Source organism: Acinetobacter sp. WCHAc060025 (assembly GCF_004209355.1).
Classification (GTDB): domain Bacteria; phylum Pseudomonadota; class Gammaproteobacteria; order Pseudomonadales; family Moraxellaceae; genus Acinetobacter; species Acinetobacter wuhouensis.
The window spans coordinates 1-12,972 of record NZ_SGSX01000010.1; the positions used below are offsets into that span (position 1 = coordinate 1).

15 protein-coding genes are annotated in these 12,972 nt (G+C 34.7%); 6 read left to right on the top strand and 9 right to left on the bottom strand.

Annotated features, from left to right (window positions below; genetic code table 11):
- Positions 1-20: 20 nt before the first annotated feature.
- The 3 genes from EXE09_RS09690 to EXE09_RS09700 form a co-directional block, all read right to left on the bottom strand.
- Positions 21-773: a class II aldolase/adducin family protein gene (locus EXE09_RS09690; RefSeq protein WP_130117125.1), complete on the bottom strand. Its 753-nt coding sequence runs from the start codon at positions 771-773 to the stop codon at positions 21-23.
- A 267-nt stretch (positions 774-1,040) separates the two neighbouring features.
- Entirely contained in the window at positions 1,041-1,280 is a 240-nt protein-coding gene (locus tag EXE09_RS09695) for a hypothetical protein (protein ID WP_130117126.1), read from the bottom strand.
- 201 nt (positions 1,281-1,481) lie between these two features.
- On the bottom strand, positions 1,482-2,093 hold the full coding sequence (locus EXE09_RS09700) for a LexA family protein (protein ID WP_130117127.1): 612 nt from the start codon (positions 2,091-2,093) through the stop codon (positions 1,482-1,484).
- Positions 2,094-2,381: 288 nt separating this feature from the next.
- Between EXE09_RS09700 and EXE09_RS09705 the strand changes: the two genes are divergently transcribed.
- From EXE09_RS09705 to EXE09_RS09715, 3 genes are all read left to right on the top strand, one after another.
- Positions 2,382-2,615, top strand: coding sequence for a hypothetical protein (locus tag EXE09_RS09705; protein WP_068972834.1), 234 nt, complete (start codon positions 2,382-2,384; stop codon positions 2,613-2,615).
- Positions 2,616-2,879: 264 nt separating this feature from the next.
- Positions 2,880-3,905 carry a hypothetical protein gene (locus EXE09_RS09710; RefSeq protein ID WP_130117128.1) on the top strand — a complete coding sequence of 342 codons (1,026 nt, stop codon included), beginning with the start codon at positions 2,880-2,882 and terminating at the stop codon, positions 3,903-3,905.
- Positions 3,906-4,300: 395 nt separating this feature from the next.
- Positions 4,301-5,368 (top strand): hypothetical protein, encoded by a 1,068-nt coding sequence (locus tag EXE09_RS09715; RefSeq protein WP_130117129.1) that lies wholly within the window; start codon positions 4,301-4,303, stop codon positions 5,366-5,368.
- Positions 5,369-5,460: 92 nt separating this feature from the next.
- Here EXE09_RS09715 and EXE09_RS09720 read toward each other — a convergent pair whose 3' ends face one another.
- Entirely contained in the window at positions 5,461-6,093 is a 633-nt protein-coding gene (locus EXE09_RS09720; protein WP_130117130.1) for a hypothetical protein, read from the bottom strand.
- Positions 6,094-6,182: 89 nt separating this feature from the next.
- On the opposite strand from EXE09_RS09720, the gene EXE09_RS09725 reads away from it, so the two are divergent.
- From EXE09_RS09725 to EXE09_RS09735, 3 genes are all read left to right on the top strand, one after another.
- Positions 6,183-6,560 carry a DUF3144 domain-containing protein gene (locus EXE09_RS09725; RefSeq protein WP_068972830.1) on the top strand — a complete coding sequence of 126 codons (378 nt, stop codon included), beginning with the start codon at positions 6,183-6,185 and terminating at the stop codon, positions 6,558-6,560.
- A gap of 63 nt (positions 6,561-6,623) precedes the next feature.
- On the top strand, positions 6,624-7,022 hold the full coding sequence (locus EXE09_RS09730; RefSeq protein ID WP_087553988.1) for a DUF3144 domain-containing protein: 399 nt from the start codon (positions 6,624-6,626) through the stop codon (positions 7,020-7,022).
- Between the two features lie 484 nt (positions 7,023-7,506).
- Positions 7,507-8,571 carry an amidohydrolase family protein gene (locus tag EXE09_RS09735; RefSeq protein ID WP_130117131.1) on the top strand — a complete coding sequence of 355 codons (1,065 nt, stop codon included), beginning with the start codon at positions 7,507-7,509 and terminating at the stop codon, positions 8,569-8,571.
- Between the two features lie 108 nt (positions 8,572-8,679).
- On the opposite strand, the gene EXE09_RS09740 is transcribed toward EXE09_RS09735, so the two are convergent.
- The 5 genes from EXE09_RS09740 to EXE09_RS09760 form a co-directional block, all read right to left on the bottom strand.
- On the bottom strand, positions 8,680-9,588 hold the full coding sequence (locus EXE09_RS09740) for a pyridoxal-phosphate dependent enzyme (protein WP_130117132.1): 909 nt from the start codon (positions 9,586-9,588) through the stop codon (positions 8,680-8,682).
- A 79-nt stretch (positions 9,589-9,667) separates the two neighbouring features.
- Positions 9,668-10,084 (bottom strand): GlcG/HbpS family heme-binding protein, encoded by a 417-nt coding sequence (locus EXE09_RS09745; protein WP_130117133.1) that lies wholly within the window; start codon positions 10,082-10,084, stop codon positions 9,668-9,670.
- Positions 10,085-10,169: 85 nt separating this feature from the next.
- Positions 10,170-11,462, bottom strand: coding sequence for a glutamate-1-semialdehyde 2,1-aminomutase (hemL, locus tag EXE09_RS09750; protein WP_130117134.1), 1,293 nt, complete (start codon positions 11,460-11,462; stop codon positions 10,170-10,172).
- A 65-nt stretch (positions 11,463-11,527) separates the two neighbouring features.
- Entirely contained in the window at positions 11,528-12,148 is a 621-nt protein-coding gene (gene thiE, locus EXE09_RS09755) for a thiamine phosphate synthase (protein ID WP_130117135.1), read from the bottom strand.
- A 188-nt stretch (positions 12,149-12,336) separates the two neighbouring features.
- A complete protein-coding gene (locus EXE09_RS09760) occupies positions 12,337-12,951 on the bottom strand; it encodes a metal-dependent hydrolase (RefSeq protein ID WP_130117136.1) in 615 nt (204 codons plus the stop codon).
- Between the last annotated feature and the right edge of the window lie 21 nt (positions 12,952-12,972).

The following is a 12,972-nucleotide window of genomic DNA, read 5'->3' on the forward strand; positions in this document are numbered from 1 at the left end:
ACGAAGTTCTGAAAAATGAATCAAGAACAATAATCTTTCTTTTGATCTTTAATGAGTGATAAAGCTGCATTCCAAGCAGCATGAATAATAGGTTCCGCAGCATCACTTTCAAATTGTTTTAGCGTATATTCACACACTTCTTTATTTGGGTAATGCAATTTAGTACTACTCATTGCTTTGATTTGAATCTGGCAAGCTCGCTCCAAAAAATAAATCTCATGAAATGCTCGTGCGATTGAGTCCCCTGTCGCCAACAACCCGTGATTACGCAAAATCATACAACGATGTGTGCCTAAATCATTCACCAATCGCTCACGCTCTTCGGTAGAAAATGCAATCCCCTCATACTCATGGTACGCGATATTATTATAAAACTTGAGCGCATGTTGTGATAAAGGGAGTAAACCTTTCTCCTGAGCAGAAACTGCAATCCCATCTGCGGTATGAGTATGTATTACACAGTGAATATTTTCATTCGCATGATGCAATGCAGAATGAATCACAAAACCTGCGACATTGACCATTTTCCCTTGATCATAGTCTGCAACGATCTTTCCTTCATGATCAATTTTAACCAAATCTGATGCTGTCATCTGATCAAAAGTTACACCATAACAATTAATCAAAAAATGATTGGGTTCATCCGGAACACGCAGACTAATGTGTGTATCAATTAAATCCGTCATTTTATAATAAGCAATCAAACGATACAGTGCAGCCAACTGACAACGCGCGTTCCATTCCGATTTGTGAATGTGCTTTGGTCTTTTCACTCTAAATCCTTTTATTTTCGAATTTTATCAATCTATATTTAACGTGAGATTAGAAAATAAACAAGCAATTGCTACTTAAAGTGCATTTAAAAAACGGTCTATAATGATGTTTGATTAATTTAAATAAAAATCCAAATCAATTGATCAAAATTGGTTTGGATCAAATAAAGCATTTTTTTGTTATTTCAAACCGACTTAATTCATTAGTATCTTCACTTAACCTTATGATAAAAAATAAATTTTTGTTTTAAAAAAATTTTCAATCAATTAAATACTTAGCTGATATAAAAGTTTCTTACCCTTAAAAGTTATATCTTTAATAAAAATAATATCCTTATTATCTAAATAAGAAATTGCATCATCAATTTCAATATAGTTTTCATCAATTAGCCATGAAATATCTAAATCATTTAAATCTACCATGCCAATTAAAAAAATGGCTTGATTCTTATTTTGTCGATTTTGAATATTTTTTAAAGTTTCGCGTATCTTATTTAAATCTTTCATTCTTAGATCTCATCGTGTTTATAGTATCTATTATATTTAAGATAGAGATGAAAACTAGGCTGAAAAACACCGAACACGACAAATAATGACGTACTAGGCACAGTTAATCAGCACATAAAACTAAAAAAGTGACTACAAAAAATATAATCAACGTGAATCATCAAAGAATAATATTAAGATAAAACCATGAAATAGAAATATTTAGCGCATCGGTTTTAAGTTGTAGGTCACAACACCCCAGATCTCAAACTCTTGCCCTTCTTCTATATAAATATTTTTAAAATCAGGATTTTCAGCTTTGAGCCATACTTTTGGTGGATCAAACTGTTTATCGATCATCAAACGTTTCACCGTAAAATCATTGTCTATTCGTGCAATGATAATATCGCCAGATTTTGCAGAAATACTCCGATCAACAACCAAAGGATCTTCAATATCAATGCCTACATCTAGCATAGACAACGAATTGGCTTTGACAATAAATGTTGAGTTTTCATTGCGAATTAAATATTCATTCATGTCCAAAGACTGTTCTATCGTATCTTGAACAGCAACTGGCATCCCTGCTGCAACACGCTCTGTTGCTAAGGGAATTTGATAAATTTTATCATTTTTTGCTTGTACAGTTTGAATATTCAATGAGGTAGACAAGTCACTCTGTTGTGCATTTTTGAAATTTTTGAGTAACCAATTTTTGATAAAATCAGCTTGAGATTCAGGTACACGAATAACTTTCGTCGGCTCATTGAACTGCGCCTTTCGCCCTGCATTTGCCCTAGCACCTCCATGCTCAAACTCCACTTTTTTAGTCATTTTTTATCCTGTATGCTATATAAAACCAGTAAAATCAATATAACTCGAAAAAGTTACAAATTCAAGTTGACGTAAATTTATTTTTGCATAACAATAACGCTATCGATCAGTTTTGAACCATCTTGTTGTACATGGAAGTCAGAAGATATTCAATATACTTATCATAAATCAATAACTTAGAATGAAAAATCCAACTAAAATTTTCTACTAATGTATTGATCTCTATGAATAAGTTCTCTGGTCACAATATGCACTTAATTGAATGATTTTCTATGTGGAGACATAAAAATGGCGACTCAACGTGATGCAATTCTTGGTTATGCAGATGAACAACATGCGTACTATATCCGCCTGATCGAAAACAATAACGTCCTAGGCAGTCAGTATGGTTTGTTCTGTGAAAATACCAACAGCGACGATGCTGAAAGTATTATGACTACCTTGTTTTTAAAGAAATCCTTTTGGCTAAATGGCTCTGAATTTAACGATATTGTAAAAGGCTTAGAACCATTAGCACTTTAATTTAATGAATGAATTTTGTGTCAAAATAGAAGTTAACATGTCTATCTTCAATAGCTAAACTCAAATGAATACCTACAAATGTCGTTGCGTAACTTACAACACAACGACTATTTGAGTATGAAAAAATAAGTTGATATAGCCTTAGAAGTCTTGCCTAGCAGAATCATTCATAGACTATTGTTTAAACAATATTGCAAAAAATAAAAAAATACCTATTATTACAAAGTGTTTTTTATACTACTTTATTAAAATTTAGGGTCAATCATGAAAATTAAAGCACTTTCTTTTGCAGTTTTATCATCACTATTACTCACGGCATGTGGCGGTGGAGGTTCAGATTCATCTAATACGAATGTGAATGGAACTCCAGACAATAATAATCCCACAGATAATGGACAAAATCCGAGTACCACTTCTGACCAATCATGGTCTAGCTTTTTTATTGATCAAATCTATTCTGATTCAGATGATGGCGTTTTAGGTTCTGACGAAGACCACATTACTATTAAAGATGGTAAATACTATGCAAAGAATACCAATACCCTAAATGAAGATGATTTAGGTCATAGCATTATCATTACTCAGAATGGTGTGTATGAAGATGGCGATGTACATGCTGAATACGGCACCTATATTGGTACTGCAAAAATTGATAATAACAAATGGACGCTTACACCATATTCAAAAACTAATTCATCAGGACTACAATTTATTCATAGTTACAAATCAATTGATATTAGTGGTAAGCCATTTAATGAAGTCATTAATCCACAAGATGCATGGGCAATTAGAAATAATTTAACTAACACATATCCAATCAGTAATACATTAAAACGCTTCTATACGACAAATAATGCAACTCGATTTCCAGAAGGTTCAACCTGTTTACGACTTGATACAATTGAAAACACTCAAGAATACATTGAACTTCAGTTAGACACTGAAAATGATAAAAATGTACAAAAAATTTGGGAAAGAGAAGCTGCTAAAACGAGCGATACAGATAAAAAAATATTTAAAGACACAGTTGCATATATTACTTATCAATATGAAGACGCTGATACTTATGCACAATATCAGAGCAAATTTTTCTCAGGAAATTATTACTCTAAAGGTTTAGAGTTTAGCCTTGCAGAATTCATTGATGATTTAAAGCAAGATGCAAATAATTATACTGGACAAAATAAAGAAATTGCCGATGACTATATAGATGCTTATAAAAACACATGTTTATTATTTAATGAAACTGCATCAAAAGCAATTCGTACTACAATCAGTAATTTCAAATAATTTTTAAATCAAATGACTATAAATCTCTAGGTATTTCATACCTAGAGATTTATATTAAACAACAATATTTTCCCTACGGTAATTTCTACAAATCAACCATCTTTAATTCAATTCTGTTAATTAAATAAATTACCAATACTTAACAATAACATAATTTTACAAAATCAAATTCACTCATAATTCCGTGTTTAAATTTAGAGCAACTTAACAACAATAAACTTTAACTAGAAAAAAATTAATGGAAATGAAAAAATCTTCCTTATTCTTTATTTTTTCTTTATTTTAGCTAAAACAAAATAATGTGACACCCATCACATTAATATTGTGTTCTCAAAATTCTAGTGTATTTTTTATTACGAGAATTACATCACACTATTAAAATAATTGGTGACACCATGAATGTTAAAATATTATCTTCCATCATCGTATCTTGTTTAACACTTACAGCTTGTGGCGGTGGTGGAGGTTCAGGATCCAACAATCCAAACAATGATAATCAAAACTTAGCTGCTAACCAAGCGCAAGCTTCTATAGAACCGCAACAAGCACCTGTAAATACAACTCCACAAAACAATAATGGAACATGGAGCAACTATACAGCGACTGGTTTTGATAGTGTTAGTTTTCAAAAAGAAACTTTGACCATTGAAAATGGAAACGTATATAACCAAATAATAAATACAGCTGAATCATTATACAAACCATTAGATCCATTATATTTTAGCCCAATGGGTATTTATCATAACAATCAAACTTCGACAAAATATGGCACTCAAATTGGCAATATTTTAAAGAAATCTGATACAGAAATTACGTATACACCATATACAACTCAGTTAAATACAGCTGATTTATTTTTCACAAAAAAGATTAGAACCATAGATATATCAGGACAAAAAGTACTCAATAATGTATTTAATGAACAATTCAATATCATGACCAGTTATCAAGATTGGAAATGGGTCAATAGTATAGTTGGTACAGCCATGTACAATTGGTTCAAAAGGCAAAATGAAACCACCTTTCCAGCTGGATCGAAGTGTTTTAGCGTCATTACTGAAGAATCTAATATTCCATTTATTCGCACAGATATTAGTTTGCTAAGCCAAACATCTACATATGAATATGATATTGAAAGTTGGAGTGAATTAAAAAACTCACCAACATCTTTCATCGTGAATATGTTCAATATCACAGGCTTTTTTGAAAAAGATAATAACTATATATCAGACTACGGTATTATTGAGTATAACGGCGTTCGCCGCTTTGTTGAGTATTTTAGAGGTGGAATCTATTATAATATTAATGACAAAATTAACAGTCTTGAGAGCATTGTTGAATCTTTTGATGAAGATGAAAAAGTAAAATTCAAAAAAGATCTAGAGCATTTAAAATACAATAATTGTGAATTTTATAATGAGGTTGCTTCAGAAACAATCGAAAGCAATTATTTGAAATTTTAAACACACAGTGTAAAGGTCAGATTAAATTTCTCAATCTGACCTTTTTAATATCACGCTTGCCAGCTAAATCTGCCTGTTTATTCACAGCAATTTTACCGATATTTCCCAAAAACTTTCCAAACGTCATTATCCGCGAGTGGATCACTATAACTATCATTGCGTTGTTTACGTGGCTTATCTCGTGCATCAACCAATTCAAAATCTTTTTCTGTACTTAAAATCAAACCATTCACATAAAAACGAGTACGGGTATATTCACTCGCACCATGTTGAAAAATATAAGTTCTTAAATCAATAAATTCACGATGCGCAACCAATGCAGCTGTATCATCACTATTCAGCCAATGGGTCATTTTCAAAATTTGTTCAGGTTCAAATTGACCACACTTTTCAATCAGTGATGCAATTCCACGAAACGTTTTCGACTCTTTTGCCCGTGTTTTATTGATACGAATACGATCTACATGAAAAAAGAACAATGGTAAATTTAAATGGCTCGGTAGCTGAATCGCATCCAAGACTTCGTCTTCCATAAAAGGTTGAAACAATTCTTGCGCCCTTTCAATCAGACCTATCCATTGTCGATAATAAGTATCTACCTCTGATTTTGAACCATAATAAATCGGTAAACCTTCAACATGGGCTAAATTTGCAGGCGGCCAAATATTTTGTCGTAATAAAGCAATATCACTTTTTAGACTTTGTATGGCAATCGCATCCTGCATGATTTACTCCTTAAGTAATTATAATGCTTAGGCTATTTTGAGTATGCTATAGTCAACGTATTGAAACAACATCTCTTTAAGGAAATATGATGTCTAATAATGATGATTTATATGAAGATAGTGAAAATGCTGAAGCTGAAGATCAATTTTTCGAGCGTGCAGATGAATTCATTGCTGTAGCGAATAACTTTGCTGATTCTACTCATCAAGTGACACATTTGACTGCTGAACCTGGAAAAGTAAGTGCATCATTCATGTTTGCAAATGCACGTTATAGTGTCTGGAATGCAGCGTGTTCATATCGTGAAGCTTCTGATTTTATCAAAGATCGCCAAGTCATTTTAGATTATTACATGGAACAATTTAAAAGCATGCTGGAAAATAATCTGGATGAATATGCGGATAATTTTGAAACATATTTCCCAAAAACGGAAGATGATGAGGACGTAAAGCAGTCTTTTAGTTAATGGATTGTCAGGCATAGATTGCCTATAATACCCAACCAATGAAATACGCTATGTGGAAAAGTCATGTCTCAAAAAATCGATGCTACTGATGTCACCGAAGAAGAAGCTTTAAATGCTGTTTTTTTTGAGCGTGCTGATGAATTTATCAAACAAGCCAACGAATTTTGCCGTCCACCAAAAGGGCAACAGCCAAACCCTGAAGAATTACGTGGTCAAGTCAGTGCCGCGATGTTATTTGCAACTGCACGTTTTAATACTTGGGTTGCTGCTAACACCTTTAAAGATGGCGATGAAATGCGTGATGCCAAAGAACAAGTGATGTCTTATGTATTACAGCAATTTCAAATGATGCTTGAAGATAACTACGACGAATATTGTGAACAGTTTGAAAACTATTTACGTTTCCGTAAAAATGAAGATTTTCATACTCACAAGCATGATCACGATGACCATAAACACTGATTGATTTAAATCAAAGTCATAGTTTTAAAATACGCGCTGTCTGAATAAGATCGCGCGTATTTTTATTTCAATATAAATAACTGATGTTACGTACTTTAAAAACAATTCACCTTTAAAACTGATTTAGAAGATACTCGGCGGAGTCTTACATCTAAACTTTTAATTTCAGGGTTAGCCTGCGGCTCGCCCTACTTTTTTTTCGGAAAAAGTAGGCAAAACCATTGTCATCCGCAAAACTCGTCAACTACCATCTTTTAATTGATATATCACAGAAACATTAACTTATAAATGTAGTCCTGCCTCAAACACGTTGCGGATGACGTTACCGCGTATCCAATTTTATTCAGAAGCAAAAATGTTCTGATGTCACTATGTAACATCAGTAAAAAAGATAATGCATAAAATTTAACAACTCACTACATTCACAATTTATAAAAATAAGGTATTGTATTTAATTGATAAGAAATAACAATTTGGACGTTATATGCAAAAATTAGACTTCGCCATTATTGACCCACATATTCATCAATGGGATCCCTACAATACCCCACATGCAGCCGCACTTGCGGTCAAACTTTTAGGTAAACGTCCTTATCTATTGGATAAAATGGTTCGTTTAGTCAAATCTAAAGATTTGATTGAAACCATTGGGTTGACCTCGCATATTACTCGCCCTTATTTACCTCAAGATTATAAAAATGATCTTGGACAATATCATGTGGAGCAAGTGGTTCATATCGAAGCCAGTTGGGCGAAACATAAAGGTAAAGGTGTTGTAGGAGAAACAGAATTTATTGAATCACTTCCGTTTGGTGAAGACACAGTAAAACTCGGTGGGATTGTTGCAACAGCTGATCCTTGTGACAGTAATTTTAAAAAGATCCTCAAATTACATCAAAAAGCCTCACCGCATTTGCGTGGTATACGTCGGATGGCTTCATATCATGAAGATAAAGGCATTCACAATTGGACAGAAAACCCAAGTTTATATACCGATAAAAAATTTCTAAAAGGTTTTGAGCAACTCGCACAACACAATCTCAACTTTGATGCATGGGTCTATTCACAACAAATTCCAGATGTGATTGCGCTAGCAAAAAGATTTCCTGAAACATCCATTGTGTTAGATCATTTGGGTACGCCAGCAGGATTATTTGGAAAAGTGGGGCAAAATACTGGGCTCACTCAAACGGCGCGTGAAAATATTTTTTACCAATGGCAAGACTATATTGCTGAATTATCGACATGTCCGAATGTCTATACGAAAATGTCAGGCTTATTTATGCCAGTTTTGGGGCATCAATTTTATAAAAAGAAACAATTGGCTTCAAAACAGCAAATTATTGACCTTGTTTCTCCACTGATTTTGCATGCCTTAGAAAGTTTTGGGACATATCGTGTCATGTTTGCCTCAAACTTTCCTATGGATCGTGTCAATACCAGTCTGGTCAATATCATTGATGCCTTTAGTGATATTGTGCAGCAATATGATGAAATGGCTTTAGAAAAAGTATTCCATCATAATGCCAAACAGTTCTATCGCTTATAATTTATTTTCAATAAGTTAAGCGCACAAAACTTAACTTATTGTATTTTTAATATGAGCTTTGTTTTTAAAAATAAATGCTTAAAGTTAGCATATAATTTCTGTATACATTTACACCGCTAAATCTTCTGCAAATTGTAGAAGTTTCTGCAAACCAATGGATGCCCCACCACACACGATCACCAAAACATTTGCAGTAGGTTCAAAGTCAATCTTCTGATCATACAACACCGATAATGTCGCTCCACAAGCAGGTTCAACCAAGGTTCTATGATCGTCCAAAAAGTTAAAACATGCCGAAAGTGCTTCTTGATCTGAAACAGTTAAACCCACGATTTGCTCATTTTGAGAAATATGAAAAGCATTTGCGCAGACTTGTTTTGCAGCTAGCGTCGTGGCAATGCCTGTGACCTGATTGAGTTGAATATGTTGTTTGGCTTTCATCGCGGTATTCAGTGATGCTGTTCCCTCAGTTTCAACCGCATAAATTGGCACATCTAATCCATGTTTTTTTAAACCTTGGCTAATGCCAGACAATAAACTCCCACCACCGACTGATAAAATCACAGCATCAGGTTGGACACCATCTTCGATTACTTCATCTATGATTTTAGCAACGCCTTCCCACAAATATGGATGATCAAAAGGATGAATATAAATTGCTTCTGAATTGACAAAGCTTAAGGCAAGATCATTTGCGTCCACCCAAGAATCGCCATGCACAATTACCTCAGCATTTTCTTGTCGCATCAAATCAATGGCTTGTTGCGATGTCGTTTTAGGGACAACTACTGTGACAGGAATCTTGAGCATATTGCCCATATACGCAACTGAAATTCCTGCATTCCCGCCCGATGAACTAATAAACTTTTTTGCACCTTGCTGAGCATACTTTTGACATGCTTGACCAATACTTCTTTCTTTGAAAGAACCTGTGACTTGTGCAGATTCCATTTTCAGCCAAATATTACAACTGTTTAAATCACTCAGTTTTTTCGAACGGATCAGTGGTGTTTTCATTGTTTTATTTCATATCATAGAATGATCGAAAGCTGATCTTAATCCAATTTTGCTGTCTTTAAATCAAAAATCAGTAACTTTATACAAACTGCGCTAAAAAATTTTCAATTGCAAATTGAGCAATCTCTGCATCCTGAAAAGATTTCACACCTGAAACACCTACAGCACCAATCAATTGTCCGTCATACAAAATCGGTTCACCACCTTCCAACATACCTGAAAAAGTATCCATAGTGAGAAAACCCATTTGACCATTTTTAATCAAATTTTCAAACACAGCTGATGGACGACGACTGATCGCAGAACATCTGGCTTTTTCTACAGCCAAATTTGCAGTCATGGGCGAAGCCCCATCCATACGCTTCATCGCTAATAAATTGCCTGTTTCATCGACAATACAAATACTGACATTAAACGCATGATCTACAGCATATTGATGCGCCTGATTTAACAAAAATTCAGCATCAGATAGCGTTAAATAATGTTTGGTTTGCATTCTCAAAATCCTATTTGCAATAAAAAAGCCCGTAGCGAACTACGAGCTCATTTTAAATGGAGTGATGATCAAAATCAGTAGACTTTTATTTCATTTCCGCAAAAACTTCTTTTGCCATATCAATGGTGAACTGAATATCTTCATCACTATGGGCAGCCGAAATGAAGCCTGCTTCAAATGCAGATGGTGCAAGGTTTACACCACGTTGCAACATACCGTGGAAGAATTTACGGAATGCGTCAACATCACATTTCAAGATATGGTCGAAACTGGTAATTTCAGTTTGATCTGTAAAATAAATCCCAAACAAACCACCCGCTTGTTGCGTGAAAAATGGAATACCCGCTTCATCTGCAGCAGCTTGTAAACCTTTTAGCAATTTATCTAATGTTGCTGATAAATCTGTATAAAAGTTAGGTTGACGCAAGGTTTCAAACATTTTGATCCCTGCACGCATTGCCAATGGATTACCCGACAAAGTCCCTGCTTGGTATACACCACCTAAAGGCGCGATACATTCCATAATTTCACGTTTACCACCAAATGCACCGACTGGAAGCCCTGCACCGATGATTTTACCTAATGTAGTCAAATCAGGTTTTACATTGTAATACGCTTGCGCACCGCCCAATGCAACACGGAAACCTGTCATCACTTCATCAATAATAAACACTGATTTATATTGATCACATTGCTCACGAATTGTTTCTAAAAAACCTTGGATTGGTTTTACAAGGTTCATATTGCCAGCAACAGGTTCAACAATCACACCTGCAATTTCATTACCAAACTTAGCAAAACATGCTTTTACAGCGTCAATATCGTTATATGGCAAAGTTAATGTATGCTTCGCAAAATCCGCAGGTACACCTTTAGAGGTTGGCTCGCCCATGGTCAACATGCCTGAACCTGCTTTGACTAAAAGTGAATCTGAATGACCGTGATAACAGCCTTCAAATTTCACGATCATGTCACGACCAGTATAACCACGTGCCAAACGAATCGCGGTCATGGTTGCTTCAGTACCTGAGTTGGTCATACGAACCAATTCAATAGAGGGTACAATTTCACAGATAATGTCCGCTAAAGTGGTTTCGTGAACTGTTGGCGCACCAAAACTCAAGCCATCCACTGCTGCTTCTTGAACTGCTTTGATAATTTCAGGATGTGCATGACCTAAGATCATTGGTCCCCAAGAACCGACATAGTCGACATAGCGTTTACCATCGACATCGTATAAATAAGCCCCTTTGGCTTTTTCGATAAATACTGGCGTACCACCCACACCATTAAACGCACGTACAGGTGAATTCACACCACCTGGAATATGTTTGCTGGCTTGTTTAAACAATTGCTCTTGCTTTGGAGATAAGCTCATAAATTTACCCTTTCTAAAATTCAACCAAAAACTTTAATACTATTACGATAATACCCAATACATATTTATGCTGTAGTATCAAAAAGCGCAGACCATTCATCCAAACGTTCAGGAATGGCATTCATTGGACGACCTAATATATCACTAATCACAGCACAATAATCTGCACCCGACTCAATCACAATTTTTGAATTTTCAACAGTTAAGCCACCAATTGCACAAATCGGTACGTTAAGTTGAGCTTTGGCTTGTTTTAAAGTTTCTAAACCAATATTCCCTGCTTCTGGTTTAGTATCTGTTGCATAGATTGCACCAAACGCCACGTAATTTGCACCATCTGCAATCGCTTGTTCAGCCAATTCCAAAGAATTATTACAACTACATCCAATCAAAACATTATTTGGTAATTGTGCTACAGCTTCAACAATAGAGCCATCACCTTGTCCTAAGTGTACACCAACGCCATATTTGACTGCCATTTCAAGATCATCGTTAATTACGAATGGCACGCCATATTCTGCACACATGGCTTTCATATATTCCACTTCGTAAATTTGATCTTCTTTTGCGACTTTTTTACGACGATATTGCAACACAGCGATGCCGCCATTTGCCATTGCCCCTTCCAATTTTGCCAGTAATAATTCTAAAGGGTCATCGTTGGTGATGAGGTAAAGACCGCGCATAGTATCATCCAAAAATTTTAATGTGGATTGATTATAGCTGAGAATCGTAGCGACTTTTTAGAATCTTAGCTGTGTATTTGAGCTGTACTATGATGAACTTGGAATAGTAACCTACATCGACGTCAAAATCTGTCAGCGAAATTCAAAAATCTAATCTAATATTCACGTGTGACCTGCTTATCAATGAATTAGCCGATTAAAGAAAGATTTCTTTTCGCATGTTCTTCCAACAAATCTCTAAAATATTCAGTTTGATACAAAGGCTTCATCTGATAAAAATGCTTTAAAACCTCTGCCCTTTTTATCTTATACATTTCAGACTCAACCCATGAATATTCTTGTTGAATCTGTTGTTCATATTCAGCAAAACGTTGTGGTGAACTACCTAAAATTGCGAGGTCTATATCCAGTAAATAATTTAAATCATGATCTTTTGAGGGTTGATGTTTCTTTGTGGCAATAATCCATTGCGCAACTTTTTCTAGCTTTTCTTTTTTAAGTATACCCACGCAATGCTTTTGCATGAGTTTTGTACTTTGTTCTTCATTGTCTGAGGCTTGGGGATTGTAAACCACATCATGAAACCAAATTGCCAATTCAATAGCGATTGGATCTTCTAATCGGTCTTTAATTTGGTGAAATAATTCAAGACATTCAATAATATGCTGATGTGTATGATAATAATTTTGTGAATAAGAGAATGAAAGTATCGAAAATAATGATTCAGACTGGTTCTTAGGAATATTTAATTCAGCTGAGAATTGCGCCCAATATTGCAGAAATTGATCGGTAAAATTTTGCATTGAACACAATCCTTATTTATT